At 61.5% G+C, this 24737-nt stretch carries 29 protein-coding genes; 21 read left to right on the top strand and 8 right to left on the bottom strand.

Translation table 11 applies throughout. The features are described 5' to 3' along the window. The first annotated feature begins 153 nt into the window (after positions 1–153). Positions 154–495 carry a hypothetical protein gene (locus C4K40_RS27130; protein WP_031320562.1) on the top strand — a complete coding sequence of 114 codons (342 nt, stop codon included), beginning with the start codon at positions 154–156 and terminating at the stop codon, positions 493–495. Between the two features lie 21 nt (positions 496–516). On the opposite strand, the gene C4K40_RS27125 is transcribed toward C4K40_RS27130, so the two are convergent. After that, complete coding sequence (locus C4K40_RS27125; protein ID WP_053134661.1) at positions 517–2349, bottom strand: hypothetical protein; 1833 nt, start codon at positions 2347–2349, stop codon at positions 517–519. A 152-nt stretch (positions 2350–2501) separates the two neighbouring features. Here C4K40_RS27125 and C4K40_RS27120 point away from each other — a divergent pair, with 152 nt between their 5' ends. The 3 genes from C4K40_RS27120 (at position 2502) to C4K40_RS27110 (ending at position 4172) form a co-directional block, all read left to right on the top strand. Next, on the top strand, positions 2502–2990 hold the full coding sequence (locus C4K40_RS27120; RefSeq protein ID WP_031320561.1) for a TIGR00645 family protein: 489 nt from the start codon (positions 2502–2504) through the stop codon (positions 2988–2990). Between the two features lie 132 nt (positions 2991–3122). Continuing rightward, the gene (locus C4K40_RS27115) at positions 3123–3428 is read left to right on the top strand and encodes a DUF6482 family protein (protein ID WP_022641097.1); all 306 of its coding nucleotides are present in this window, start codon (positions 3123–3125) and stop codon (positions 3426–3428) included. A 126-nt stretch (positions 3429–3554) separates the two neighbouring features. Continuing rightward, on the top strand, positions 3555–4172 hold the full coding sequence (locus C4K40_RS27110; RefSeq protein ID WP_022641096.1) for an FKBP-type peptidyl-prolyl cis-trans isomerase: 618 nt from the start codon (positions 3555–3557) through the stop codon (positions 4170–4172). An 87-nt stretch (positions 4173–4259) separates the two neighbouring features. Here C4K40_RS27110 and C4K40_RS27105 read toward each other — a convergent pair whose 3' ends face one another. The 3 genes from C4K40_RS27105 to C4K40_RS27095 all read right to left on the bottom strand — a co-directional run bounded on the left by C4K40_RS27105 (position 4260) and on the right by C4K40_RS27095 (position 6151). Further along, positions 4260–4529, bottom strand: coding sequence for a hypothetical protein (locus tag C4K40_RS27105; RefSeq protein ID WP_022641095.1), 270 nt, complete (start codon positions 4527–4529; stop codon positions 4260–4262). Positions 4530–4718: 189 nt separating this feature from the next. Then, positions 4719–5060: a zinc ribbon domain-containing protein YjdM gene (locus C4K40_RS27100; protein ID WP_022641094.1), complete on the bottom strand. Its 342-nt coding sequence runs from the start codon at positions 5058–5060 to the stop codon at positions 4719–4721. Positions 5061–5182: 122 nt separating this feature from the next. Continuing rightward, positions 5183–6151: a polyprenyl synthetase family protein gene (locus C4K40_RS27095; RefSeq protein ID WP_053134658.1), complete on the bottom strand. Its 969-nt coding sequence runs from the start codon at positions 6149–6151 to the stop codon at positions 5183–5185. A gap of 380 nt (positions 6152–6531) precedes the next feature. Here C4K40_RS27095 and rplU point away from each other — a divergent pair, with 380 nt between their 5' ends. The 5 genes from rplU (at position 6532) to C4K40_RS27070 (ending at position 10340) form a co-directional block, all read left to right on the top strand. Beyond that, entirely contained in the window at positions 6532–6843 is a 312-nt protein-coding gene (gene rplU / locus C4K40_RS27090; RefSeq protein WP_003228361.1) for a 50S ribosomal protein L21, read from the top strand. A 35-nt stretch (positions 6844–6878) separates the two neighbouring features. Beyond that, a complete protein-coding gene (rpmA, locus tag C4K40_RS27085) occupies positions 6879–7136 on the top strand; it encodes a 50S ribosomal protein L27 (protein WP_053134655.1) in 258 nt (85 codons plus the stop codon). A gap of 194 nt (positions 7137–7330) precedes the next feature. Then, entirely contained in the window at positions 7331–8554 is a 1224-nt protein-coding gene (gene cgtA, locus C4K40_RS27080; protein ID WP_031320559.1) for an Obg family GTPase CgtA, read from the top strand. A gap of 185 nt (positions 8555–8739) precedes the next feature. After that, positions 8740–9858 carry a glutamate 5-kinase gene (gene proB, locus C4K40_RS27075; RefSeq protein ID WP_053134652.1) on the top strand — a complete coding sequence of 373 codons (1119 nt, stop codon included), beginning with the start codon at positions 8740–8742 and terminating at the stop codon, positions 9856–9858. Between the two features lie 20 nt (positions 9859–9878). Next, the gene (locus C4K40_RS27070) at positions 9879–10340 is read left to right on the top strand and encodes a CreA family protein (RefSeq protein ID WP_022641089.1); all 462 of its coding nucleotides are present in this window, start codon (positions 9879–9881) and stop codon (positions 10338–10340) included. A 111-nt stretch (positions 10341–10451) separates the two neighbouring features. Here the strand turns inward: C4K40_RS27070 and rpsT are convergent, their stop codons facing one another. Beyond that, on the bottom strand, positions 10452–10730 hold the full coding sequence (rpsT, locus tag C4K40_RS27065; RefSeq protein WP_009050949.1) for a 30S ribosomal protein S20: 279 nt from the start codon (positions 10728–10730) through the stop codon (positions 10452–10454). 251 nt (positions 10731–10981) lie between these two features. Here rpsT and murJ point away from each other — a divergent pair, with 251 nt between their 5' ends. From murJ to ispH, 6 genes are all read left to right on the top strand, one after another. Further along, positions 10982–12520, top strand: coding sequence for a murein biosynthesis integral membrane protein MurJ (gene murJ / locus C4K40_RS27055; RefSeq protein WP_053134649.1), 1539 nt, complete (start codon positions 10982–10984; stop codon positions 12518–12520). Positions 12521–12649: 129 nt separating this feature from the next. After that, positions 12650–13594 carry a bifunctional riboflavin kinase/FAD synthetase gene (ribF, locus tag C4K40_RS27050; protein ID WP_022641088.1) on the top strand — a complete coding sequence of 315 codons (945 nt, stop codon included), beginning with the start codon at positions 12650–12652 and terminating at the stop codon, positions 13592–13594. Positions 13595–13607: 13 nt separating this feature from the next. Next, positions 13608–16439 carry an isoleucine--tRNA ligase gene (gene ileS / locus C4K40_RS27045; RefSeq protein ID WP_053134646.1) on the top strand — a complete coding sequence of 944 codons (2832 nt, stop codon included), beginning with the start codon at positions 13608–13610 and terminating at the stop codon, positions 16437–16439. Continuing rightward, complete coding sequence (lspA, locus tag C4K40_RS27040) at positions 16432–16944, top strand: signal peptidase II (protein WP_053134643.1); 513 nt, start codon at positions 16432–16434, stop codon at positions 16942–16944. Before ileS ends, lspA begins: the two co-directional genes overlap by 8 nt. Continuing rightward, the gene (fkpB, locus tag C4K40_RS27035) at positions 16937–17389 is read left to right on the top strand and encodes an FKBP-type peptidyl-prolyl cis-trans isomerase (RefSeq protein WP_053134640.1); all 453 of its coding nucleotides are present in this window, start codon (positions 16937–16939) and stop codon (positions 17387–17389) included. Before lspA ends, fkpB begins: the two co-directional genes overlap by 8 nt. 123 nt (positions 17390–17512) lie before the next feature. After that, positions 17513–18460, top strand: coding sequence for a 4-hydroxy-3-methylbut-2-enyl diphosphate reductase (gene ispH / locus C4K40_RS27030; protein ID WP_053134637.1), 948 nt, complete (start codon positions 17513–17515; stop codon positions 18458–18460). Here ispH and C4K40_RS27025 read toward each other — a convergent pair whose 3' ends face one another. Then, positions 18461–18985, bottom strand: coding sequence for a GspH/FimT family protein (locus C4K40_RS27025; RefSeq protein ID WP_053134634.1), 525 nt, complete (start codon positions 18983–18985; stop codon positions 18461–18463). Between the two features lie 302 nt (positions 18986–19287). Here C4K40_RS27025 and pilV point away from each other — a divergent pair, with 302 nt between their 5' ends. From pilV to thiO, 6 genes are read left to right on the top strand one after another with little or no spacing between them, the layout of a single operon-like run. Continuing rightward, positions 19288–19704, top strand: coding sequence for a type IV pilus modification protein PilV (gene pilV, locus C4K40_RS27020; protein ID WP_053134631.1), 417 nt, complete (start codon positions 19288–19290; stop codon positions 19702–19704). Then, a complete protein-coding gene (locus C4K40_RS27015) occupies positions 19701–20411 on the top strand; it encodes a PilW family protein (RefSeq protein ID WP_053134628.1) in 711 nt (236 codons plus the stop codon). Before pilV ends, C4K40_RS27015 begins: the two co-directional genes overlap by 4 nt. Beyond that, positions 20411–20884: a PilX N-terminal domain-containing pilus assembly protein gene (locus C4K40_RS27010; RefSeq protein WP_022641080.1), complete on the top strand. Its 474-nt coding sequence runs from the start codon at positions 20411–20413 to the stop codon at positions 20882–20884. Before C4K40_RS27015 ends, C4K40_RS27010 begins: the two co-directional genes overlap by 1 nt. After that, complete coding sequence (locus tag C4K40_RS27005) at positions 20871–21218, top strand: hypothetical protein (RefSeq protein WP_022641079.1); 348 nt, start codon at positions 20871–20873, stop codon at positions 21216–21218. The genes C4K40_RS27010 and C4K40_RS27005 overlap by 14 nt, the downstream gene beginning before the upstream one ends. Positions 21219–21233: 15 nt before the next feature. Then, the gene (locus C4K40_RS27000; protein ID WP_022641078.1) at positions 21234–21635 is read left to right on the top strand and encodes a type IV pilin protein; all 402 of its coding nucleotides are present in this window, start codon (positions 21234–21236) and stop codon (positions 21633–21635) included. A 56-nt stretch (positions 21636–21691) separates the two neighbouring features. Further along, on the top strand, positions 21692–22804 hold the full coding sequence (gene thiO / locus C4K40_RS26995; protein WP_053134625.1) for a glycine oxidase ThiO: 1113 nt from the start codon (positions 21692–21694) through the stop codon (positions 22802–22804). Here thiO and C4K40_RS26990 read toward each other — a convergent pair. Then, positions 22801–24132, bottom strand: a complete 1332-nt coding sequence (locus tag C4K40_RS26990) for a sigma-54 dependent transcriptional regulator (RefSeq protein WP_053134623.1) — start codon at positions 24130–24132, stop codon at positions 22801–22803. The genes thiO and C4K40_RS26990 overlap by 4 nt on opposite strands. Before the next feature lie 270 nt (positions 24133–24402). Then, positions 24403–24636 (bottom strand): PP0621 family protein, encoded by a 234-nt coding sequence (locus C4K40_RS26985; RefSeq protein WP_053134621.1) that lies wholly within the window; start codon positions 24634–24636, stop codon positions 24403–24405. Positions 24637–24737 lie beyond the last annotated feature (101 nt).

Here is a 24737-nt window from a genome sequence, read left to right as displayed (position 1 = left end):
TTCAAAGTAGACCATTCGGCGCCTGTTGGATCGGTCAACTTTGTTTATCGGGCTTTTCTTCTATTCTCAGGGCAAGGAGAACGACAACCGTCGCTGGATCGAAACAGCCTTCGACCGAAGGCTGAATAGTGGATCTACCCGAGGGTCGCCGCCATGTCGCGCAACCTTTGCCTCACTCGCCAATGCCTTGGCCTCGTCACCCGTATCGAATGCTGCGTCCGCCCCCTGGCGGGAGACAACGGTATGTGGACCCTGCTCTTCGCCGCCGGAATGGCCGGCGAACAACCTTCGGCAATCAAGTCCCAGGGACCGTTCTGCGGTCCGGTGGTGGCCGAGTCCATCCTCGATTCCATCGTTGAAAGCCTGACCACCCATGGCTACCAGTTGGCGGACGATCCGCAGATCTGGTGCCTGCACCTGCAGGCCCAGTTGCGTCAGATCAACGGGGAGCGGGGGCGCAACAGTGGCGACTTCCAGTTCCACCCCGAGCACTGAAAGCCGGGCCTCGATGCCCGGCTATGGCGCGGCAGGCGCGGATTCGACCTTGTCGAGCTTGACCTCGAAGCCGTATTCCACGGTGTTCAGCTCCGTGCGGTTGTAGCTTTCCAGCTGGCTCGGTTGGCCGTAGAAGTAATGCACGTCATACAACGCCGGGCCGCCATGCGGCGCGCTGTGGGAGACGGCGAGGATCTCCTTGAGGTACTGGCCGCTCGCATCCTTGGCATAGAAGCGCCAGGCATCCGAGGCAAAGAGCTGCTGGTCGACGATCAATGCATTGCCCTTGAGCTCCAGGCCCTTGGGCAACTGTTGCGCAGCGAGGGTCTGCTTCTCGATATTGGCCAGGAACAATGGGATCGAGCCGACCGCATAGGCGGGGGTTTCCGGGAACAGGTTCAGGTCATAGGTAATCAAGCCGCGCAAGGCGTCGATCTCGAATGCTTCGTCCGGCAACTCGATGGGCTCGCCACGCTGACCCTGGTCGTTCTGGGTAAAGAAAGTCAGTGGTGTGTCGCCTGTACTGAACTGCCCGCCCAACAGCTCATCGTTGAAGGTCCGCGGATGGCTGAACTCGATGCGTGCATCACTGGCGTCCTCCACCGACTGGCTGATGGTCACTGACTTCTTCAGCGACTCCTCGTCGATCTGCGCTCCCTTGAGGTAGCTGGCCGCCTGGTCGTCATAGACCACCACCGGTATTGGTAGTGCCTGGATGGTCTTGTCGGTGGTGTTGCGTTCGAAACTCAATACCGGCAGGTCAAGATCCTTGCGTGTGACCTGTGCCTTGGAGAAATCCAGTACCGCGACCTCCAGCTTGTCCACCATGCCGTTGAAGTAGACCTTGGCGTAGCGTCGGGTGTGCTTGCGGTCGAAGGCTTGCTGTTCATCTTCCAGTTGCTTTTCGAAGGCATCGCTCCATGCGCTCTGCTTTTGCATTGCGGCCAGTTGGCGCCGGTAGAAGGCGATCTGCTCGGCGTCCTCGTTGATCGATCCGGAACGCGAGAGGACCTGGCCGCTGCTGTCCCGGGCCTGCACCATCAGGGTATTGACCGAAACGTCACTGGCCTCCTCGAGCACTGGAGCGTTGTTGTTCATCTCGATCTCGGCGACGTTTTTCTCCAGGGTCAGCAGGGTCAGGCTGATGTTGCCGTCCTTGCGTGGCTTGCCGATGTCGGCCTTGGCCAGCTCGAAAGTCAGCACTCGCTGGGGCGCCATGACCTCGAGCTTGCCTTGCAGGGAGACCGGCTGCGGCTGGCTCTTGTTGTCGATTTCCAGGCCTTCGACGAAGGGATAGGCGACGGTCAGGTCATCCGGGTTGGTCATGTTCGAGCTGGAAGGACTCAGCTGGATACCTGGGTCGGTTTCCGACCATTCAGGCTGGAAGTCCACGACTTTCTTGTTGCTCAGGGTGACCGATTGCCATTCCAGGCCATGGGGAAAAGGGAAGTGCCCAGGGATGCTGAAGTTGAAGGGAAAGATCGGTTGCAGGTCGGTCAGGTAGTCCGAGTTCGAACGCTTGCGCAGCACGAACAGGCCGTTGACATAGGTATCCACCAGGGCCTGCGGGGTAGGGTAGTGCTTGAGCACGGCGAGACTGTCATCGCCGTACTCGGTCTCGATGGGCTTGGTGGCGAGCTTGAGCTGGGCTCGCTCCAGCAACAGCAGCGAACCGCCAAGGTCGGCGAAGGCATCCTTGAGCTTGGGGTCCTGGATGGCCGCAAGGGACTTTTCCAGTTGCGCGGCTTCGTCCTTGAGGTTGGCCTCTTGCTTTTCATCGCTGGGCGAACAGCCGCCGCTACTCAGCAGGGCCAGACCAAGGCCGAGGCTCGCCAAAGGCAATCGCAAATCCATTTTCCAGTTTTCCTGTCCAGGGTCGGTGGGCGGTTGGAGTGGCTTCGACACTAGCAGAAAAAACGCTCGGAAAAACCCGTGGACCTGTGGTTTATGGGGTTTTGGGGCGCTGATATACTCGCCGCCGTTTTCACACCGGCTGCGAGATTCCAATGGAACGTTTTATCGAAAATACAATGTATGCATCACGCTGGCTGCTGGCGCCGATCTACTTCGGTCTGTCACTGGGCCTGCTGGCGCTGGCATTGAAGTTCTTCCAGGAAGTTTTCCACGTCATTCCCAACGTGTTCGCCATGGCTGAGTCCGAGCTGATCCTGGTCCTGTTGTCGTTGATCGACATGGCACTGGTGGGCGGCTTGCTGGTGATGGTGATGATCTCTGGCTACGAGAACTTCGTGTCGCAACTGGATATCGACGAAAACAAGGAAAAGCTCAGCTGGCTGGGCAAGATGGACTCCTCGTCGCTGAAGATGAAAGTGGCGGCATCCATCGTGGCGATTTCCTCGATCCACCTGCTGCGGGTGTTCATGGATGCCAAGAACACTCCTACGGAGTACCTGCTGTGGTACGTGGTGATCCACATGACCTTCGTGGTCTCCGCGTTTGCCATGGGCTACCTGGACAAGCTGACCAAGCACTGACGAACTCTTGATTGCCTGTAAGCCGCCCGGCCGTTGTGAAACGGACGGGCGGTGTCGTTTGTGGCTTGTGCTTTTCCTGGTCGCGGCATATCCCTTTAGGTGTCACGGGCCTGGAATGCATGAGGTGCGCTCATGAACCTGCAGGAAATGAATGCCTATGCCATCGCCGGAAAACTCGACGAACTGAACCTGATCTCCCTGGAAGGCGGGATCTACCTGCTCGAGGCGCGCATGCGCGGGACGGCCTATCCACTGAGCGATGCCCACGGGCAGACGTTCCACCTGCGCTCGGTGGAGCATGCTCGCGAGGTGCTGCAAGCCTTTCCCGACTTGCCATTCAACCTGATCCATACCTCGGTGCATGATGAGATGTGCGGCTTGTCCGGTACTGTCGAGGACAATCTGAAAGTTCCCATCGTCCTGCACTCCGGTGGTTGAGTCCGGGCGGCGATGATCCGCGCCGGCCTTCTGTGCTAGTCTGCTCGCCCTTTTGGTTCCGGGCGCTCCGGAATGCGCTGTGTCTGCACGGCCTTTCCCGAGCCGTCCGCACAGCGGAGCAGCGTCATGTCCGAAGTAAACCTGTCTACCGACGAAACCCGCGTCAGCTACGGCATTGGCCGTCAGCTGGGCGACCAACTGCGTGACAATCCACCACCAGGTGTGAGCCTGGAAGCGATCCTGGCTGGCCTGACCGATGCGTTTTCCGGCAAGCCAAGTCGTGTGGGCCAGGAAGAAATGTCCGCCAGCTTCAAGGTCATCCGCGAAATCATGCAGGCTGAAGCCGCTGCCAAGGCTGAAGCCGCAGCAGGCGCTGGCCTGGCTTTCCTGGCTGAAAATGCCAAGCGCGAAGGCATCACCACCCTGGCCTCCGGCCTGCAATTCGAAGTGCTGACCCAGGGTGAAGGCGCCAAGCCGAGCCGTGAAGACAGCGTGCGTACCCATTACCACGGCACCCTGATCGACGGTACCGTATTTGACAGCTCCTACGAGCGTGGCCAACCTGCCGAGTTCCCGGTGGGTGGTGTGATCGCGGGCTGGACTGAAGCGCTGCAGCTGATGAACGCCGGTAGCAAATGGCGTCTGTACGTGCCGAGCGAACTGGCTTACGGCGCACAAGGCGTAGGTAGCATCCCGCCGCATAGCGTCCTGGTGTTCGACGTCGAGCTGCTGGACGTTCTGTAATTCCCCGAGGAGCCGACCTGCGAGCGATGGCGGCTTGGCCGCGGATGGTTCATCGCCAGCAGGCAGGCTCCTTTATCGGCTTGGGTTTCATACGCGGATTCTTGCACTCAGGCCTTGGCTTTCGGCGCCGGTCGGCCGCAAGGCTCTGGCGTAGCAGAACAAAAACAGGTTACGCACCAACTCCTTGAGTACCAGCGGCTCGCTGGAGCTCAAGCCATTGAGGTCCAGGTCTCCCTGGTCCTGCAGCTCGTTCAGGGCTTCCTCTTCCAGTACTGCACAGACTTCCCCGGTTTCCCGATGCAGGATTCGCAGGTAGGGATGTGGGCGGTCCAGCCAGGCATCGATCAAATAAGTCATGGTTCTCATCTCCTTGAATTGGGGGTTCAATGAGAATAATTCTTATTCAATGAATAGCAAGTACCTATTGGCGGTTTCTGCTTTTTTCTGCCCAAGAGTTGCTGTCGCGCAAAGACCATGGCCTTTCGCTTGCTACGTCACGGGGGGCGGGGCGGGCCCCTCTCGCGCCGGGCGCGAGAGGGAAGGGATTCAGACTTTACGGACGAACTCGGACTTGAGTTTCATCGGACCGATACCGTCGATCTTGCAGTCGATGTCATGGTCGCCATCGCACAGGCGGATGTTCTTGACCTTGGTGCCGACCTTGACTACCAGCGAGGTGCCCTTGACCTTGAGGTCCTTGATCACGGTGATGGTGTCGCCGTCTTGCAACACGTTGCCCACCGAATCCTTCTTCACAGTTTCAGCGGATACGGTTTCGGCTTCGCCGCCGGCGGACCACTCATGGGCGCACTCGGGGCAGATCAGCTGGATGCCGTCCTCATAGGTGTATTCGGAATTGCATTTTGGGCAGGGTGGCAAAGTGCTCACTTAAGCTCCTCAAGGTCAGGATGGCTAAAGGCGCACATTGTACAGGGTTTTGCCGGGCAGGGGGGGCGAGCAGGGCTGTGGCGCGGAGCCGGCCCCTGCTGCAGGCAGGGGCCGTGAGCCTGTCAGTGGGTACGGGCGACGGCGAACTCGCTCAGTTCCACCAGGGCGTCGCGATACTCGCTTGCCGGCAGGGCTTCCAGGCAGGCGATGGCGCGAGCGACGTAGTCGCGAGCCAGTTGCGCGGTGTAGTCCAGGGAGCCCGAGGCTTCGACGGCATTGCGGATGCTTTCCAGGTCCTCGATCCCGCCTTTCTGGATCGCCTGGCGAACCAGGGCGGCCTGTTCCGGGGTGCCTTCGCGCATGGTGTAGATCAGTGGCAGCGTAGGCTTGCCTTCCGCCAGGTCGTCGCCCACGTTCTTGCCCAGGGTCTCGGCGTCACCGCGGTAGTCCAGCAGGTCGTCGACCAGTTGGAAGGCCACGCCCAGGTGGTCGCCGAAGGTCCGCAAGGCCTCGGCCTGTTCCGGTGTGGCGCCGGCCAGGGCCGCGGCGCTGTGGGTCGAGGCTTCGAAGAGCATCGCGGTCTTGCCGCGGATGACTTCCATGTAGGTTTCTTCAGTGGTGCTGGCGTCGCGCACCTTGGACAGCTGCAGGACTTCGCCTTCGGCGATGACCCGGGTAGCCTGGGACAGGATGCGCATGACCGGCATCGAACCCAGTTCGACCATCATCTCGAAGGAGCGGGAATATAGGAAGTCACCCACCAATACGCTGGGCGCATTGCCCCACATGGCATTGGCGGTCGAGCGGCCACGGCGCATGCCGGACATGTCGACCACATCGTCATGCAGCAGGGTAGCGGTGTGCAGGAACTCGATGGTGGCGGCCAGCAGTCGCAGTTCTTCGCCTTCGCGGCCCAGGGCCTTGCCGCACAGCAGCACCAGCAAGGGGCGCAGGCGCTTGCCGCCGGCCGACGTAATGTAGTCGCCGATTTTCGAGACCAGCGGTACGCGGGACGTCAGTTGCTTCTTGATGATGCCGTCGACGGCGTTAAAATCTTCCGCCACCGCGCGGTAGAAAGCTTGGGGTTGCATCAGTGACAGGTGCTCCAGAAGGGGTGCGCGGCATGCTAGGACCCGCGTCCCCAGGTGTCAAGGCGCCTTCCCGGGTAGCCAAAGCCCCGGCGGGCGTTAATTTATCAGGGTAGAACACTAGGTTAATGGTCATGGTTTGCCATGAAAACCTGACCACAGGCAGTTGTTCCTCCCGTCCACGGGGCCCTGTGATTCCGCCTCGCGCCGCCTGAGCGGCACTTGCAAGGCAATTGTGCCTTGCGTACAATCGCGCACCCTGAACTTCCTGGGCAGCACCTGCCTTACGCAATTGCACAGGGCCGTTCCAGCCCCAAGCAGCCATGCCAGCCAATACCTCTTCCTATTAAGAGCTGGGTGAGCAGGATTATCGGAGAAATACCATGTACGCAGTAATCGTTACCGGCGGTAAGCAATACAAGGTCGCTGAAGGTGAATACCTGAAGATCGAAAAACTGGAAGTCGCTACTGGCGAATCCGTGACTTTTGACCGCGTTCTGTTGGTCGCCAATGGCGACGACGTGAACATCGGCGCACCTGTTGTTGCTGGCGCAACCGTCAAGGCTGAAGTGATCTCCCAAGGTCGTCACGATAAAGTCCGCATCATCAAGTTCCGTCGCCGTAAGCACCACATGAAGCGTATGGGCCACCGCCAGTGGTTCACCGAGATCAAAATCACCGGTATTCAGGCTTAATTTCAGCCTAATTCCTCACTAGGAGAATTGAACTCATGGCACACAAAAAAGCTGGTGGTAGTACCCGTAACGGTCGCGACTCAGAAGCCAAACGCCTTGGCGTGAAGATGTATGGCGGCCAGGCCATCAAGGCCGGCAACATCATCGTGCGTCAGCGCGGCACCCAATTCCACGCTGGCTACGGCGTTGGCATGGGTAAAGATCACACCCTGTTCGCGAAAATCGAAGGCGTGATCAAGTTTGAAGTAAAAGGCGCCTTCGGTCGTCGTTACGTGAGCGTCGTCGCAGCTTAATTGCGTGATCGCTGGAAAAGCCCTGTCTCGCGACGGGGCTTTTTCGTTTGTGGGATGAGTCTCTTGCAAAGCTGTTTGTACGGGCTGCCAGCGTTGGAATTTTCGGTCGTTGATTGAGGCCGCTGCGCTCATTTTTGCAAGAGTCTTATGTCTTGGTTTTTTCAGCTCGCCCATGCGGCGAGAGGCGTTTGATCATGAAGTTTGTTGATGAAGTTTCGATCCGAGTAAAGGCTGGCGACGGCGGCAATGGTTGCATGAGTTTCCGTCGCGAAAAGTTCATCGAGAACGGTGGTCCCAACGGTGGTGATGGTGGTGATGGCGGCTCGATCTTCATGGTCGCCGACGAGAACCTCAATACCCTGGTGGACTATCGCTACACCCGTCATTTCGATGCCGAGCGTGGCTCCAATGGTGGCAGCACCGATTGCACTGGCAAGAAAGGTGAGGACCTGGAGTTGCGGGTTCCGGTTGGTACCACTGTGATCGATGCGGGCACCCAGGAGGTCATTGGTGACCTGACCAAGGCGGGCCAGCGCCTGATGGTGGTGCAGGGTGGTTGGCACGGCCTGGGTAACACTCGCTTCAAGTCCAGTACCAACCGTGCGCCGCGCCAGACTACGCCGGGCAAGCCGGGTGAGCAGCGTGACCTCAAGTTGGAGTTGAAGGTGCTGGCGGACGTTGGTCTGCTGGGCTTGCCGAATGCCGGCAAGAGCACCTTCATCCGTTCGGTTTCCGCGGCCAAGCCGAAAGTCGCCGACTATCCGTTCACGACCCTGGTGCCGAACCTGGGCGTGGTCAGCGTCGATCGCTGGAAGAGCTTCGTGATCGCCGACATTCCTGGTCTGATCGAGGGGGCTTCCGATGGTGCCGGCCTGGGGATTCGCTTCCTCAAGCACTTGGCGCGTACGCGGATCCTGCTGCACCTGGTGGACATGGCGCCGCTGGATGAGAGCAGTCCCGCCGATGCCGCTGAGGTGATCGTCAACGAGCTGATGAAGTTCAGTCCGTCCCTGGCTGAGCGCGAGCGCTGGCTGGTGCTGAACAAGAGCGACATGCTTCTCGAGGAGGAGCAGGAGGAGCGGGTCAAGGAGGTTGTCGAGCGTCTGGAGTGGACCGGTCCTGTGTATGTGATCTCGGCCATCTCCAAAGAGGGTACCGAGCGCCTGAGCCGCGACATCATGCGGTACCTGGAGGATCGTGCCGATCGCCTGGCGGCTGACCCGGCCTTTGCCGATGAGCTGGCCGAGCTGGATCAGCGCATCGAAGATGAGGCGCGTGCCCAGCTGCAGGCCCTGGATGACCAGCGGGCCCTGCGCCGCACTGGCGTGAAGAGCGTCCATGACATCGGCGACGATGACTGGGACGAGGAAGATGTGGATGACGAGGATGGCCCGGAAATCATCTACGTTCGCGACTGATTCATCGTTGGCGGGCTTGCCCGCGAAGACGGTTTATCTGGCTTGGTGCGGTGTTATCATCGCTGCCGGGCCAGCTTTCAATGCGCCGCTCATCTGAGCGGCGTTTTGGTGTCTGCACGGCGTAAATACGAATAACCCCATGAGTGGCGCTCGGTCGCGCCGCTCGCTGGCAAAGGTTGAATGAGATGCGGAGCAAGGTGACGGGTGCACAGCGCTGGGTCGTGAAGATCGGTAGCGCGTTGCTGACGGCGGACGGCAAAGGGCTGGATCGTGCGGCAATGGGAGTATGGGTCGAGCAGATGGTGGCCTTGCATGAGGCTGGTGTCGAATTGGTGCTGGTATCTTCCGGTGCTGTTGCTGCTGGCATGAGCCGCCTGGGCTGGACCGCACGACCGAGTGCGATGCATGAGCTGCAGGCGGCGGCGGCCATTGGCCAGATGGGTCTGGTGCAGGCCTGGGAGTCGAGCTTTGCCGAGCATGGCCGGCATACCGCGCAAATCCTCCTGACCCATGACGACCTGTCGGACCGCAAGCGTTACCTCAATGCGCGCAGTACCCTACGGGCATTGGTCGAGCTCAAGGTGATCCCGGTGATCAACGAGAACGACACCGTGGTCACCGATGAAATCCGTTTTGGCGATAACGATACCCTGGCGGCGCTGGTGGCCAATCTGGTGGAGGCTGACCTGCTGGTGATCCTAACCGATCGCGATGGCATGTTCGATGCCGACCCGCGCAGCAATCCAGACGCACAGCTGATCTACGAGGCGCGAGCCGATGATCCGGCCCTGGATGCGGTGGCTGGCGGTACTGGCGGTGCCCTGGGGCGTGGCGGTATGCAGACCAAGCTGCGTGCGGCGCGTCTGGCGGCGCGTTCCGGGGCACACACCATCATCGTCGGTGGGCGCCTGGAGCGGGTGCTGGATCGGCTGAAGGCGGGCGAGCGCATTGGTACCTTGCTGTCTCCGGAGCGCGGTATGTTGGCTGCGCGCAAGCAATGGCTGGCCGGTCATTTGCAAACCCGTGGCACCCTGGTGCTGGACGAGGGCGCAGTGTCCGCTTTGTCCGAAGGGCGCAAGAGCTTGTTGCCGGTGGGGGTCAAGCAGGTCCAGGGCGGCTTCCGGCGCGGCGAGATGGTGGTCTGCGTGGCGCCTGACGGGCGCGAGATCGCCCGCGGCTTGGCCAACTACAGCGCCTTGGAGGCGCAGAAGATCATCGGCCAGCCTTCCGATGCGATTGTCGGTGTGCTGGGCTACATGGCTGAGCCGGAGCTGGTCCATCGTGACAATCTGATTCTGGTTTGAGTGGCATAAGGAAAAAACGCATGCGCATGGCAAAAGGATTGTTGGGTTTGTTCTTGGTGATGCCGTTCATGGTGTCGGCCGAGGAGATTGGCCAGGTGTCCACGGTTTTCAAGTTCGTCGGGCCGAATGATCGGATCGTGGTCGAGGCGTTCGATGATCCCAAGGTCGATGGCGTCACCTGTTATCTGTCGCGAGCCAAGACGGGTGGTCTCAAGGGCGGCCTGGGCTTGGCCGAGGATCGGGCCGAGGCCTCGATTGCCTGTCGCCAGGTCGGGCCGATCGCCTTCAAGGGTGATCTGAAGGATGGCGAGGAAGTGTTCAAGGAGCGCACCTCGTTGGTGTTCAAGACCATGCAGGTGGTGCGGTTTCTCGACAAGAAGCGCAATACCCTGGTGTACCTGGTCTACAGCGACCGGTTAATCGAGGGTAGTCCGCAGAATGCGGTGACGGCGATTCCGATCCTGCCGTGGTCGCATCAGTGATCTGATCGCTGGCGGGTCGGTCCAGTGAATGCTGGGTTGGCTCGCTGGGCGGGGTAAATCGCAGGCAATAAAAAACCGACCCTTGGGTCGGTTTTTCAACAAGCGTGTCGCTTAGGCTGCAGCAGCGAGCTTCAGAGCCTTGATGTGGCCATTCAGGCGGCCTTTATGGCGAGCAGCTTTGTTCTTGTGAATGATGCCTTTATCGGCCATACGGTCGATAACTGGCACGGCCAGAACGTAAGCGGCTTGCGCTTTTTCGGCGTCTTTTGCGTCGATGGCTTTAACTACGTTCTTGATGTAGGTACGAACCATGGAACGCAGGCTGGCGTTGTGGCTGCGACGCTTCTCAGCCTGTTTTGCACGTTTTTTGGCGGAAGGTGAGTTGGCCACCGTCGAGCTCCTCGAAAGACTTTTTGGGAAATAGCAAACAAAATAGGCCGCGAATCATGCCGATGAGTTGGTGTGTTGTCAAGGGCAGCTGATGCGTTCCGCTGAGTGGTCGATCTGTAGAGGCGGGATATTTATTTCCGGCGCTTGACCTGTAAACTCGCGAGCTTTGGCTCTGTGCTGTTGCGGCGCGGAGTATCGCACAAGTGGGCGCCTTTTCGCCCACTGTTTATCTACAAGGCACAAACCTTTTCATGAACTTGCTCAAGTCGTTGGCCGCCGTCAGCTCTATCACGATGCTTTCCCGCGTGCTGGGCTTCGTGCGCGACACCATCATCGCGCGCACCTTCGGTGCCGGCATGGCCACGGACGCCTTCTTCATCGCCTTCAAGCTGCCCAACCTGCTGCGACGGATCTTCGCCGAGGGAGCGTTCTCCCAGGCTTTCGTACCGATCCTGGCGGAATACAAGACCCAGCAGGGCGAAGAGGCGACGCGCACCTTCATCGCCTACGTATCCGGCTTGCTGACCCTGGTGCTGGCTTTGGTCACGGCCCTGGGAATGATCGCGGCGCCCTGGGTCATCTGGGCCACGGCGCCGGGGTTCGTCGATTCCCCGGAAAAGTTCGCCCTGACTGCGGACCTGTTGCGGGTGACCTTTCCTTATATATTGCTGATCTCCCTCTCATCCCTGGCCGGAGCCATCCTCAATACCTGGAACCGCTTCTCGGTACCGGCCTTCGTGCCGACCCTGCTCAATGTCAGCATGATCATCTTCGCGGTGTTCCTCACGCCGTATTTCGATCCGCCGGTGATGGCCCTGGGCTGGGCGGTACTGGCCGGTGGCCTGGCACAGTTGCTGTACCAGCTGCCGCACCTGAAGAAGATCGGCATGCTCGTGCTCCCACGCCTCAACCTGCGCGATACCGGGGTCTGGCGAGTGTTGAAGCAGATGCTGCCGGCGATCCTCGGGGTATCCGTGAGCCAGATCTCGCTGATCATCAACACGATCTTCGCCTCGTTCCTGGTGGCTGGCTCGGTCTCCTGGATGTACTACGCCGACCGGCTCATGGAGCTGCCGTCCGGAGTGCTGGGCGTGGCGCTGGGGACCATCCTGCTGCCGACCCTGGCCAAGACCTACGCCAGCAAGGATCGTCATGAGTATTCGCGAATTCTTGATTGGGGGCTGCGCCTGTGCTTCATCCTGGTGCTGCCTTGCTCCCTGGCGCTGGGGATCCTGGCCGAGCCGTTGACGGTATCGTTGTTCCAGTACGGTGAATTCAGCGCCTTCGACGCATCCATGACCCAGCGGGCGCTGGTGGCTTACGCAATCGGTTTGCTGGGCATCATCATGATCAAGGTGCTGGCTCCGGGCTTCTATGCCCAGCAGAACATCCGGACCCCGGTGAAAATCGCCATCTTCACCCTGATGGTCACCCAGTTGTTGAACCTGGCGCTGATCGGCCCCCTGAAGCATGCCGGGCTGGCCCTGGCCATCAGTGGCGGGGCTTGCATCAACGCCGGCCTGCTGTTCTACCAGCTGCGCAAGCAGCGGATGTTCCAGCCGCAGCCAGGGTGGGGAATGTTCATCCTCAAGTTGCTGGTTGCCGTGGTGGTCATGTCGGCGGTGTTGCTGGGTGCGATGCACTACATGCCAGCCTGGGACGAGGGGCACATGCTCCAGCGTTTCCTGCGCCTGGGCGCTCTGGTGGTAGCCGGTGTGGTGGTCTATTTCGGCATGCTGGCCCTGCTGGGCTTCCGCCTGCGGGATTTCAATCGCAAGGTCCTGGGCTGACGAGGATCCGGTCGTCGCAGCAGGGTGGACACAGGTTTTGTCGGTTCGATCACTTTGGGTTGCGGTGCTGCCTGTCGTCAGCCGCCCGGTGTGGTTATAATCGGCCACTTTATGAGCAAGAAGCGCGTTATGCAGCTGGTTCGAGGCCTTCACAATCTGCGCCCCCAGCATCGGGGCTGCGTCGCCACTATTGGCAACTTTGACGGTGTTCACCGTGGTCACCAGGCTATCCTGGACCGGCTGCGTGAGCGTGCGCTCGAGTTGGGCGTACCCAGCTGCGTGGTGATTTTCGAACCGCAGCCGCGTGAGTTCTTTTCTCCCGAAACCGCTCCAGCGCGCCTGACCCGCCTGCGGGACAAGCTGCAATTGCTGGCGCAAGCCGGGGTCGACCGGGTTCTGTGCCTGGCGTTCAACCAGCGCCTGAGCAAGCTCAGCGCCAGCGAGTTCGTCGAGCGAATCCTGGTGGATGGCCTGGGTGTGCGGCACCTGGAGGTCGGTGACGACTTCCGCTTCGGCTGCGACCGGGTCGGTGACTTCGAGTTCCTGCAGCAGGCCGGTGCGACCCATGGATTCACCGTCGAAGCGGCCCGCACTGTGGAAATGGATGGGTTGCGCATCAGCAGCACCCAGGTCCGCAATGCCCTGGCCGCTGCCGATTTCGATCTTGCCGAGCGTCTGCTCGGTCGCCCCTTCCGGATTGCCGGTCGGGTCCTGCATGGGCAGAAGCTGGCGCGCCAGCTGGGCACCCCCACTGCCAACGTGCAGTTGAAACGCCGTCGCGTACCGCTTTCCGGGGTTTACCTGGTCAGTGTCGATATCGATGGCCAGGCCTGGCCCGGAGTCGCCAACATCGGCGTCCGGCCCACGGTCGCAGGTGATGGCAAGGCCCACCTGGAGATTCACCTTCTAGATTTTGCCGGTGACCTGTACGACCGGCGTTTGACGGTGGTTTTCCACCAAAAGCTGCGTGAAGAGCAGCGTTTCGCCTCCCTGGAGGCGTTGAAGACGGCGATCAATGCGGATGTTGCCGCCGCCCGTGCCCAAGTTGCACGTATCCATAGCGCCAATCGCTAATGAAGAGCCTTAAATGACCGACTATAAAGCCACGTTAAACCTTCCGGACACCGCCTTCCCAATGAAGGCCGGCCTGCCTCAGCGCGAACCACAGATTCTGCAGCGTTGGGACAGCATTGGCCTGTACGGAAAGTTGCGCGAGATTGGCAAGGATCGTCCCAAGTTCGTTCTGCACGACGGTCCTCCCTATGCCAATGGCAAGATCCACATCGGTCACGCGCTGAACAAGATTCTCAAGGACATGATCGTTCGTTCCAAGACCCTGTCCGGCTTCGACGCGCCCTACGTACCGGGCTGGGACTGCCACGGCCTGCCGATCGAGCACAAGATCGAGGTGACCCACGGCAAGAACCTGACCTCGGACCAGACTCGCGAGCTGTGCCGTGCCTACGCTTCCGAGCAGATCGAAGGCCAGAAGACCGAGTTCATTCGCCTGGGCGTGCTGGGTGACTGGGACAATCCCTACAAGACCATGAACTTTGCCAACGAGGCCGGAGAAATCCGTGCCCTGGCGGAGATGGTCAAGGGTGGCTTCGTGTTCAAGGGCCTCAAGCCGGTTAACTGGTGCTTCGATTGCGGTTCGGCCCTGGCCGAGGCGGAAGTCGAGTACCAGGACAAGAAGTCCGCCACCATCGACGTGGCCTTCCCGGTCGCCGACGAGGACAAGCTGGCCGCCGCCTTTGGCCTGGCCAAGCTGGCCAAACCCGCAGCCATCGTGATCTGGACCACCACCCCGTGGACCATCCCGGCCAACCAGGCCCTGAACATCCATCCGGAGTTCAACTACGCCCTGGTGGATACCGGCGAGCGCCTGTTGGTCCTGGCCGAGGAGCTGGTGGAGTCCTGCCTGGCCCGTTACGGCCTGGAAGGTTCGGTGATCGCCACGGCCCCCGGTTCCGCCCTGGAGCTGATCAATTTCCGCCATCCGTTCTACGATCGCCTGTCGCCGGTATACCTGGCCGACTACGTGGAGCTGGGCGCCGGTACCGGCGTGGTTCACTCCGCGCCGGCCTACGGTGAAGACGACTTCGTGACCTGCAAGCGCTACGGCATGGTCAACGACGACATCCTCAACCCGGTCCAGAGCAATGGTGTGTACGCACCTTCCCTGGAGTTCTTCGGTGGCCAGTTCATCTGGAAGGCCAACCCGGCCATCGTCGACAAGTTGAGCGAAGTCGGTGCGTTGCTGCACACCGAGACCATCAGCCACAGCTACATGCATTGCTGGCGTCACAAGACTCCGCTGATCTATCGCGCTACCGCGCAATGGTTCGTCGGCATGGACAAGCAGCCGGTGGCCGGAGACACCCTGCGCCAGCGTGCCCTGCAGGCTATCGAGAACACCCAGTTCGTGCCGGCCTGGGGCCAGGCGCGCCTGCACTCGATGATCGCCAACCGCCCGGACTGGTGCATCTCCCGCCAGCGCAACTGGGGCGTGCCGATCCCGTTCTTCCTGCACAAGGAAAGCGGCGAGTTGCACCCGCGCACCGTCGAGCTGATGGAAGAAGTGGCCAAGCGCGTCGAGCAGGAAGGCATCGAGGCCTGGTTCAAGCTGGATGCCGCCGAGCTGCTCGGCGATGAAGCTGGCCAGTACGACAAGATCGCCGACACCCTGGACGTCTGGTTCGATTCCGGCACCACTCACTGGCATGTGCTGCGTGGCTCCCACGATATCGGCCACGCCACTGGCCCGCGTGCCGACCTGTACCTGGAAGGTTCCGACCAGCACCGTGGCTGGTTCCACTCTTCCCTGCTCACCGGTTGCGCCATCGACGGCCACGCGCCGTACCGCGAACTGCTGACCCACGGTTTCACCGTGGACGAGAGCGGGCGCAAGATGTCCAAGTCGCTGGGCAATACCATCGAGCCGGAGAAGGTCAACAACACCCTGGGTGCCGACATCATGCGCCTGTGGGTCTCGGCCACTGATTATTCCGGCGAGATGGCGGTATCCGACCAGATCCTGCAGCGTAGTGCCGACGCCTACCGGCGGATCCGCAATACCGCGCGTTTCCTGCTCTCCAACCTGAGCGGCTTCAACCCCGCCACCGATCTGCTGCCGGCCGAAGACATGCTGGCCCTGGATCGCTGGGCCGTGGACCGCACCTTGCTGCTGCAGCGTGAGCTGGAGCTGCACTACGGCGAGTACCGCTTCTGGAACGTCTACTCCAAGGTGCACAACTTCTGCGTGCAGGAGCTGGGCGGTTTCTACCTGGACATCATCAAGGACCGCCAGTACACCACCGGCGCCGACAGCAAGGCCCGTCGTTCCTGCCAGACCGCGCTGTTCCACATCAGCGAGGCGCTGGTGCGCTGGATCGCGCCGATCCTGGCCTTCACCGCCGACGAGCTGTGGCAATACCTGCCGGGCGAGCGCAACGAGTCGGTGATGCTCAACACCTGGTACGAGGGGTTGAGCGAGCTGCCGGAAGGCTTCGAGCTGGATCGCGCCTACTGGGAGCGGATCATGGCGGTCAAGGTCGCGGTCAACAAGGAACTGGAGAACCAGCGTGCCGCCAAGGCGGTGGGCGGCAACCTGCAGGCCGAAGTGACGCTGTACGCCGAGGACGCGCTGTCGGCCGACCTGGCCAAGCTGAGCAATGAGCTGCGCTTCGTGCTGATCACCTCCACCGCCAGTGTCGCGCCCCTGGTGCAGGCTCCGGCGGACGCGGTAGCCACCGAGGTCAGCGGTCTCAAGCTGAAAGTGGTCAAGTCGAGCTTCGCCAAGTGCGTCCGTTGCTGGCATTGCCGTGAAGATGTCGGCGTCCACCCTGAGCATCCGGAGATCTGCGGTCGCTGCGTAGATAACATCAGCGGTGAAGGCGAGGTCCGTCACTATGCCTAATGCCGCAGGCCGTTTCGGTCGTCTGGGCTGGCTGTTGCTGAGCGTGCTGGTCCTGGTCATCGACCAGGTCAGCAAGCTGCACTTCGAAAACTCGTTGACCATGTACCAGCAGATCGTGGTGATTCCCGACTACTTCAGCTGGACCCTGGCCTACAACACCGGTGCCGCCTTCAGTTTCCTGGCCGATGGTTCGGGCTGGCAGCGCTGGCTGTTCGCCCTGATCGCCATCGTGGTCAGTGCGGTGCTGGTGGTCTGGCTCAAGCGCCTGGGGCGTAACGAAACCTGGCTGGCCATCGCCCTGGCCCTGGTGCTCGGTGGTGCCCTGGGCAACCTGTATGACCGCATCGTCCTGGGTCATGTGATCGATTTCATCCTGGTGCATTGGCAGAACCGCTGGTACTTCCCGGCATTCAACTTCGCCGACAGCGCTATTACCGTCGGTGCCGTGATGCTGGCCCTGGATATGTTCAAGAGTAAGAAAACCGGAGAAACCGTTCATGACTGAACAGGTATTGGCTGGACAACGTATCGGCCAGAACACCGAAGTCACCTTGCATTTCGCATTGCGCCTGGAGAACGGTGACACGGTGGACAGTACTTTCGACAAGGCCCCGGCGACCTTCAAGGTTGGCGATGGCAACCTGCTCCCAGGGTTCGAGGCGGCGCTGTTCGGCTTCAAGGCAGGGGACAAGCGTAACCTGACCATCGAGCCGGAAAACGCCTTTGGCCAGCCAAACCCGCAGAACGTGCAGGTGATTCCCCGTTCGCAGTTCCAGGACATGGAGCTGTCGGAGGGGTTGCTGGTGATTTTCAACGATGCGGCGAACACCGAATTGCCCGGCGTGGTCAAAAGCTTCGATGACGCCCAGGTCACCGTTGATTTCAACCATCCGCTGGCCGGCAAGACCCTGACCTTCGATGTCGAGATCATCGACGTCAAGGCGCTTTAACCACATCACGGGCGAGCCCGCCCCCGCAAGAACCTCGGTGTTCTTGCGGGGGCGGGCTTGCTTGCGATCAACCGCGAAGCGGTTGCCATGATTATTCCTTGCGCGCAAGACACGAGGCACAGCATGCAAATCAAACTCGCCAACCCCCGTGGCTTCTGCGCCGGTGTGGACCGGGCGATCGAAATCGTCAATCGCGCCCTGGAGGTCTTCGGGCCCCCGATCTATGTCCGGCACGAAGTGGTGCATAACAAGTTCGTCGTCGAGGACCTGCGTAATCGCGGGGCGATCTTCGTCGAGGAGCTAGACCAGGTGCCGGACGATGTCATCGTCATCTTCAGTGCCCACGGCGTGTCCCAGGCTGTACGCAGCGAAGCGGCCGGTCGCGGTCTCAAGGTATTCGACGCCACCTGCCCGTTGGTGACCAAGGTGCATATCGAAGTCGCGCGCTATAGCCGTGATGGTCGGGAATGCATCCTCATCGGCCACGCTGGTCATCCGGAGGTCGAAGGCACCATGGGCCAGTACGACGCCAGCAACGGCGGCGCCATCTACTTGGTGGAAGATGAGGACGACGTCGCCAGGCTGCAGGTACAGAATCCCGAGCGACTGGCCTTCGTGACCCAGACCACCTTGTCCATGGACGACACCAGCCGGGTGATCGACGCCTTGCGTGCTCGTTTCCCGGCCATTGGCGGGCCACGCAAGGACGATATCTGCTACGCCACGCAAAATCGCCAGGACGCCGTCAAGCAACTGGCCGACGAGTGCGACGTGGTGTTGGTAGTGGGTAGCCCCAACAGCTCCAACTCCAATCGCCTGCGTGAGCTGGCCGAGCGCATGTCCACCCCGGCCTATCTCATCGATGGCGCCGAGGACCTGCAACGCAACTGGTTCGATGGCGTCGAGCGCATCGGTATCACCGCCGGCGCCTCGGCTCCGGAAGTCCTGGTACGTGGCGTGATCCAGCAGCTGCAAGCCTGGGGCGCCACCGGTGCCGACGAGTTGGCCGGCCGTGAAGAGAACATCACCTTCTCCATGCCCAAGGAGCTGCGGGTCCGTTCCCTGCTCTGATCATCCTGCACTCATGCACAGGGCCTGCTCGGCGATGTCGCTGCGCAGGCTGATCCTCCCGCTACGCGACAGCACTACCTGGTGGCGGCTGTCTCCTCGACCCTTCTGGCAGATGTGCAGCGTGCCGGCCTGGAAGGCGCCCGTGGGCAGCAATGGGTTGCCCAGAACGCCAAAGCGCACGAACTGCTGCACCGGGCGATTGCCTATTATCTGCACGTGCCCGGCATGCCGACGCTCTATCAGCAGGGGATTTTCCGGATCGTCCGGCCCCTTGCCGCTGGCATCCAGGATGATTCGCCAACCCTTGCTCCAGTCACCGTCCAGCCCGTGTACCAGGGCCGTATGACGTTGCAGGATGGCTGCCGCCCGGGCGTTGCGCAGGTCGCTGGCGAGGGTTCGAGCAGTATCCAATTGTCGATTCGATTGCAGCAGTTGGCCGAGTCCGGTGCCGGACAGAGGCAGCAGGATCGCCAGCAAGGCCAGGGTGACCAGGAGTTCTAGCAAGCTGAAGCCTTTCTGTTGCATGGCGTCTCCCTCCTTGGAAACACAACTTCACGCTATCCGTGCGCGGCCCTTGGTGATTCAAGGACTCGTTTGTTATAGCCCGGGCGTTCCCAGGCTAGATGGTCAATTTGCATACAAGGAATTGCCGACCATTGGCGCCTGGCCCGGGCCGATCCCGGCAATGTATTGCCGGGTGTACCAGATACCAAACCGCGCTCCATTGCCGGCTAACCTCAAGAGGCGGCGGGGCTGATCGAGCCTGGTATGCCGCTCTCCACGGATCGGAGGAACTTCGGGTGAAAGGAGCAGGAAGCGAGTTCGGCATGACCCTGATCGAGGTCCTGGTGGCGTTGTTGGTCCTCGCCTTGGGCTTGCTGGGGGCTGCGGCGGTGCAGCTCAAGGCCTTGCAGTACACCGATAGCGCACGGATGAGTACCCAGGCGAGCTTCATCGCCCACGGCATGCTCGAGCGGATTCGAACCAGTACCCCGTCGGATGTTCTCCAGGCCAAGCCGGGGGAGGCGGCTTCAGGCGGCCTGCGAGCCCAGGACCTGGCGGATTTCGCCAGTGATGTTGCGAATTTCGCTGGTGTCGATGCCCGGGGCCGCGTCGATGCCGGCCAGGGCCTCTACATCGTTCACATCACTTGGGATGATTCGCGTGCCTCGGGTTCCGGCGGGCAGCCGCGTGAGTTGATGCTTGGCAGCCGGCTGGCAATAGCCTCGGATGGTACGCCGTGAATCGTTGGAGTCGGGGTTTCGGCTTGGTGGAAGTAATGATGGTGCTGTTGCTGAGCCTGGTGTTGATGCTCGGGGCGAGTCGGGTATTCATGGCGGCCAAGCAGACCTATCTCAGCCAGGGTGCCTCGGCCTACCAGCAAGAAGAGGCGCGTTTCGTCCTGAGCAAGATGCTCCGGGAAATCCGCATGGCTGGATTCTCTGGTTGCCTGAGGAGGATTCGCGATGCCAGTGAGGGTGGGAGTTTTTCTCGCTTGGCGGCGACGCCAATTCACTGGAGTGACACGGAGCAGAAACTGAGCCTGATGACCGTCGATGCAGGAGAGGTCGATGGCGCGCCGACCTGGAGCCTGGTCACCGACTGCCGGAAGGAGGCAGTAGTCTATTCGGGAGCTCGAAAAGCCGGTGAGGGGCAACAGGTGTTCGCCTTGCGCCGGGTGTCCTACCGCTTCAGGAACCAGCAGTTGCTGTTCGGTACCGGCCTCGAGCAACAACAGATGGTGCTGCTGGACAATGTCCAGTCCTTCGAGGTCGGTTTTGGCCTGGCCCGTTCGGCTACGGACAACGTCCTGGCAGGCTATAGCCGCCAGCCTGGCGACCCCACATTGATCCTCAGCGTACGGCTGCGCCTGACCTTGAGCGACCCAAGTGGTGCCGTCCGGCCCCAGGAGTTCACTCTCGTGGCGGCCTTGCGCAACAGGTTGTCCTGATGCAACCGCTGCCCGGTTTGCGCTTCGAACGAGGCATGGCCTTGCCGGCCAGCCTGTTGTTCCTGTCGCTGTTGACGATGATCGGTGTTTCAGCCATGCAGAACGCCACCTTGCAGGAGCGGATGGCCGCCAGCCTGGCCCAGCAGCATCGTGCCTTCCAGGCCGCCGAGACGGCATTGCGCCTGGGCGAGGCGCAAGTGCGCAAGGGGGGCATCTGGCCGGTATGTGCGACGCCAGAGCGGTGCGCTCCCCCTGGCGAGTCGTCATTGGTGATCGATGCTGGCTGGAACGTAAATTCCGGAGTGCGCTGGGTGGCAACGGTCGATGGTTATTACGCGGTGCAGAACCTGGGGCTCGTCAAGGGGGCGGTCCGATTGCCCGAGGAGGTCACGGCCACCCTGTATCGAGTGACGGCCATCGGCTTGGCTGGCCAGGCACGCAGCGTGCTGGAAAGTATCTATGCCAAATACTGACGCGGATCGCGGACGTTGGCGCAGCAGCCTGCTGGCCCTGGGCGGCCTGCTGTGGGGGCTGTGCCCAGCGGCTACTACCCAGGTGCTGGCTGATGATCTGGCGACGGCGAGAGGGATGACGCTGTTGTCGCCGCAGGAACCGGAGACTTGCTGCGGCAATATCGATGGCGGGAATTTGCCCGATGTACCTGTGTTCGGCGGTAAGATGCTCGGCGCCCCGATGCCGGGCCAGTCTGACAATGTCTCCCGGGAGCCTGGAGGCGGCGCTATCGAGCCCCCCTTGCAGCGCCCCGATGCCGCTGGCCGGCGCATCCTGTGGCGACAAATCCAGTAAGCGAGATTCTTGACCATGCGCAGATCCAACCAAGGTCTTACCCTGATCGAAATCATGATCGTGATTGCGATCATCGGTCTGGTCCTCACCTTGAGCCTTCCCAGCATCACCGAGTACATGAGGAAGCCTCACCGCAGTGAAGTCACGGTGCTGCTCACCGAGCAGGCACAGTTACTCGAGCGCCATCACGCCTCGGCCGGGGTCTATAGCAATGCACCTGGCCTGAGCACGGGCAATGACTACTACAGTCTCAGTGCAGCCCTGACCGATAGCGGATTCTCGCTGACGGCAGTGCCCAAGGCCGATGGCCTGATGGCGGCCGACAAGTGCGGCAGCTTCACCCTCGACCAGGCCGGGGCGATCGGCCTGGCAGGCCAGGCCGATGGGGTGACGACCAAGGACTGCTGGGGCCGCTGAGTACCTGCTTCGGGAGCCCAGGCGCCCACTGTCTTTCTCATTGATTGGAACCATCCATGGCTAAGCAACAGCAAGTGCTGGTGATCGGAGGCGGGGTAATCGGCCTGCTCACCGCCTACAACCTGGCTTCCAAGGGGCAGCAAGTGCGGCTCCTGGAGCGCTCTGACCTGGGGCGTGAGTCTTCCTGGGCCGGTGGCGGGATCGTTTCCCCGCTCTATCCCTGGCGGTACAGCCCGGCGGTCACCGCACTGGCCCACTGGTCGCAGGATTTTTATCCGCAGCTTGCAGCGCAGCTGTTCGGTGATACCGGGATCGATCCCGAAGTGCATACCACCGGCCTCTACTGGTTGGACCTGGAAGACCAGGCCCCGGCCCTGGAGTGGGCGCGGCGTGAAGGGCGGCCGCTGAGCCAGGTGGACATCAGCGCCGTGCATGATGCGGTGCCGGTACTCGGGAGCGGCTATCAGCAGGCGATCTACATGGCCAATGTGGCCAATGTGCGTAATCCGCGCCTGGTGAAGTCCCTCAAGGCGGCGTTGCAGGCCCTGCCCAATGTGCATATCGATGAGCAATGCCAGGTCACGGGGTTCATCCGGGACGAGCAGCGAGTGCTGGGTGTGCACAGCGCCCTGGGTGAGTTGAGGGCGGACCAAGTGGTGCTTTGTGCCGGGGCCTGGAGCGGTGAGTTGCTGTCCAGCCTGGGGCTGGCGTTGCCGGTGGAGCCGGTCAAGGGACAGATGATCCTGTACAAGTGCGCCGCCGACTTCTTGTCTTGCATGGTCCTGGCCAAGGGACGCTATGCGATTCCCCGGCGCGATGGGCATATCCTGGTGGGCAGCACCCTGGAGCATGAAGGTTTCGACAAGACTCCGACCACCTCTGCCCTGGATAGCCTCAAGGCGTCGGCCGTCGAGCTGATCCCGGCCCTGGCGGACGCAGAGGTGGTTGGGCATTGGGCGGGCTTGCGTCCGGGCTCTCCTGAAGGCATTCCCTACATCGGACAGGTTCCCGGATTCGACGGTTTGTGGCTCAACTGCGGGCATTACCGTAACGGCCTGGTGTTGGCTCCGGCTTCCTGCCAATTGTTCTGCGACCTGTTGTTGGGCAACCAGCCGATCATCGACCCACAGCCATATGCTCCTGCGGGACGCATCGAGGCGCGCGTCTAGTCCAGTCCCAGTTTCTTCAAGCGATAGCGCATCGAGCGAAACGACAGACCCAGCCGGCGAGCCGCCTCCGTGCGGTTCCAGCGGCATGCTTCCAGCGCCTGGAGCAGCAACTGGCGCTCCACCTGTTGCAGGTGGAGCGCCAGATCGAACGCGGTCGCGGCTGGATGCGGGAGACTTTCCGCTCGGCTGGCGCAGGGCAGGCCGAGGTCCGCCACTTCTATCCATTGTCCTTCGCGGAAAACCTGTGCCCGTTCCAGCAGGTTTTCCAGTTCTCGCACATTGCCGGGAAAGTCGTGGGCCTCCAGCGCCTGCAGTGCTTCCGGGCTCAGCTGGGCTACCGTCTGGCCGCTGTCGATGGCCAAGCGCTGCAGGATATGCCGGGCCAACAGGTTGATATCGGCATGGCGCTCGCGCAGGGGTGGAACCCGTAGTTCGATGACGTTCAGGCGATAGTACAGATCCTGGCGGAAGCGTCCGGCTTCCACCTGCTGCTTCAGATCCTGGTGGGTGGCACACAGAATCCTGAGGTCCACCGCTTCCTCTGTCTGGCTACCCACTGCCCGTACGGACTTTTCCTGCAAGGCACGCAGGAGTTTCACCTGCATGGCCAGCGGCAGTTCGGCTACTTCGTCGAGGAACAGGGTGCCGCCCCGTGCGGCCAGGAACAGCCCGGGCTGGTCCGCCATGGCCCCACTGAAGCTGCCTTTGCGGTGACCGAAGAATTCGCTCTCCATCAACTCCGAAGGGATGGCTCCACAGTTGACCGCAATGAACGGTCGCCGGGCCCTGGGGCTCAGGTCGTGGATCAAGCGGGCGACCCGTTCCTTGCCGCTACCGGATTCGCCGCTGATGTAGACCGCTGCCTGGCTGGGCGCCAGCTTGGTGATCTGGCGGCGCAGGTCGGCCATTGCTGGTGAGTTGCCCAGCAGTTGCTTGCTTGCCGAGGTTTCCCGGGGCACAGGTGGCTTGAGGCGGTTGCCGACCAGCTCTCGTAGATGCTTGAGATCCAGGGGTTTGTGCAGCAGATCGCAGGCTCCGGCCTGCAAGGCACTGGCAGCGGTTTGCTGGCTGGTATCGTCGCTGAGTACGGCCACCGGAACACGGGAGTGCTCCTGGCGGATGTGTCTCAGTAGTTCCAGGCCGCAGCCGTCCGGCAGATGCAGGTCGGTCAGGCACAGGTCGAAACGATTTTGCCTCAAGTGGTCGCGGGCTTCTTGCAAGGTGCGGGCGCTGCGGGTGTGCAGGTGCATCCGGCCGAGAGTGATTTCCACAAGGGCGCGTACTTCCTTGGCCCCATCGACCACCAGGACCGTTTGCCGTGGATTCATGACAGTGCGCCTTCATCCATGAAGAACGGGCAGCCGGCGCATCGCCAGGCCGAGAGTTGAAGTCTAGGCCCGCTAGGCAAGAGCGGCAGGGCAGCGGCGGAGGTGGCGGCGCCGACCAGGGGGGCGGACCAGCTCGAGGGGCAGCAGGACCACTGAATCCGGGGGCTGGAGGGGTTGCCCCGCCGGCTTGGAGGACGGAGGTTATTTTGTCGCCAATTATTCTGGCGATGGGGCGATTGCCCCGTGCCGCCAGGCGCAGGGCGGGTGCGGTCAGCGGTTCTGGTTAACGGGGCCTTGTTCCAGGTGGGCCTGGCTGCAATACCACTGCTGCGACAGGCTCAGGGCCCGGTCCTGGGGCAGGTGTACGCCGCAGTGGGCACAACGCACCATGGGCGTGCTACCTGGCTCAGCGGGGTTATGGGGAGCCGAGGCGGGGCGCTTGAATTTACGCCAGAACCATACCGCAGCGGCAATCAGGGCGATCCAGAACAGTAGACGAACCATGGCATCCAGTTTCTTGAGGAAAGATGCGGCAGTTTAGCCAAGCGCTTGCCGGTCGCACAGGCCCGCAGGATTGCAGGCATGAAAAAGGGAGACTTGAAGTC

Origin of the sequence: Pseudomonas sp. CMR5c (assembly GCF_003850545.1) — a bacterium.
Taxonomy (GTDB): Bacteria; Pseudomonadota; Gammaproteobacteria; order Pseudomonadales; family Pseudomonadaceae; genus Aquipseudomonas; species Aquipseudomonas piscis.
This window is presented reverse-complemented; position numbering and strand designations above follow the sequence as displayed.

Coding starts and splice junctions, on each gene's coding strand:
- C4K40_RS27130 (WP_031320562.1), top strand. CDS start 154: ATGTCGCGCAACCTTTGCCTCACTCGCCAATGCCTTGGCCTCGTCACC.
- C4K40_RS27125 (WP_053134661.1), bottom strand. CDS start 2,349: ATGGATTTGCGATTGCCTTTGGCGAGCCTCGGCCTTGGTCTGGCCCTG.
- C4K40_RS27120 (WP_031320561.1), top strand. CDS start 2,502: ATGGAACGTTTTATCGAAAATACAATGTATGCATCACGCTGGCTGCTG.
- C4K40_RS27115 (WP_022641097.1), top strand. CDS start 3,123: ATGAACCTGCAGGAAATGAATGCCTATGCCATCGCCGGAAAACTCGAC.
- C4K40_RS27110 (WP_022641096.1), top strand. CDS start 3,555: ATGTCCGAAGTAAACCTGTCTACCGACGAAACCCGCGTCAGCTACGGC.
- C4K40_RS27105 (WP_022641095.1), bottom strand. CDS start 4,529: ATGACTTATTTGATCGATGCCTGGCTGGACCGCCCACATCCCTACCTG.
- C4K40_RS27095 (WP_053134658.1), bottom strand. CDS start 6,151: ATGCAACCCCAAGCTTTCTACCGCGCGGTGGCGGAAGATTTTAACGCC.
- rplU (WP_003228361.1), top strand. CDS start 6,532: ATGTACGCAGTAATCGTTACCGGCGGTAAGCAATACAAGGTCGCTGAA.
- rpmA (WP_053134655.1), top strand. CDS start 6,879: ATGGCACACAAAAAAGCTGGTGGTAGTACCCGTAACGGTCGCGACTCA.
- cgtA (WP_031320559.1), top strand. CDS start 7,331: ATGAAGTTTGTTGATGAAGTTTCGATCCGAGTAAAGGCTGGCGACGGC.
- proB (WP_053134652.1), top strand. CDS start 8,740: ATGCGGAGCAAGGTGACGGGTGCACAGCGCTGGGTCGTGAAGATCGGT.
- C4K40_RS27070 (WP_022641089.1), top strand. CDS start 9,879: ATGCGCATGGCAAAAGGATTGTTGGGTTTGTTCTTGGTGATGCCGTTC.
- murJ (WP_053134649.1), top strand. CDS start 10,982: ATGAACTTGCTCAAGTCGTTGGCCGCCGTCAGCTCTATCACGATGCTT.
- ribF (WP_022641088.1), top strand. CDS start 12,650: ATGCAGCTGGTTCGAGGCCTTCACAATCTGCGCCCCCAGCATCGGGGC.
- ileS (WP_053134646.1), top strand. CDS start 13,608: ATGACCGACTATAAAGCCACGTTAAACCTTCCGGACACCGCCTTCCCA.
- lspA (WP_053134643.1), top strand. CDS start 16,432: ATGCCTAATGCCGCAGGCCGTTTCGGTCGTCTGGGCTGGCTGTTGCTG.
- fkpB (WP_053134640.1), top strand. CDS start 16,937: ATGACTGAACAGGTATTGGCTGGACAACGTATCGGCCAGAACACCGAA.
- ispH (WP_053134637.1), top strand. CDS start 17,513: ATGCAAATCAAACTCGCCAACCCCCGTGGCTTCTGCGCCGGTGTGGAC.
- C4K40_RS27025 (WP_053134634.1), bottom strand. CDS start 18,985: ATGCAACAGAAAGGCTTCAGCTTGCTAGAACTCCTGGTCACCCTGGCC.
- pilV (WP_053134631.1), top strand. CDS start 19,288: ATGACCCTGATCGAGGTCCTGGTGGCGTTGTTGGTCCTCGCCTTGGGC.
- C4K40_RS27010 (WP_022641080.1), top strand. CDS start 20,411: ATGCAACCGCTGCCCGGTTTGCGCTTCGAACGAGGCATGGCCTTGCCG.
- C4K40_RS27005 (WP_022641079.1), top strand. CDS start 20,871: ATGCCAAATACTGACGCGGATCGCGGACGTTGGCGCAGCAGCCTGCTG.
- C4K40_RS27000 (WP_022641078.1), top strand. CDS start 21,234: ATGCGCAGATCCAACCAAGGTCTTACCCTGATCGAAATCATGATCGTG.
- thiO (WP_053134625.1), top strand. CDS start 21,692: ATGGCTAAGCAACAGCAAGTGCTGGTGATCGGAGGCGGGGTAATCGGC.
- C4K40_RS26990 (WP_053134623.1), bottom strand. CDS start 24,132: ATGAATCCACGGCAAACGGTCCTGGTGGTCGATGGGGCCAAGGAAGTA.
- C4K40_RS26985 (WP_053134621.1), bottom strand. CDS start 24,636: ATGGTTCGTCTACTGTTCTGGATCGCCCTGATTGCCGCTGCGGTATGG.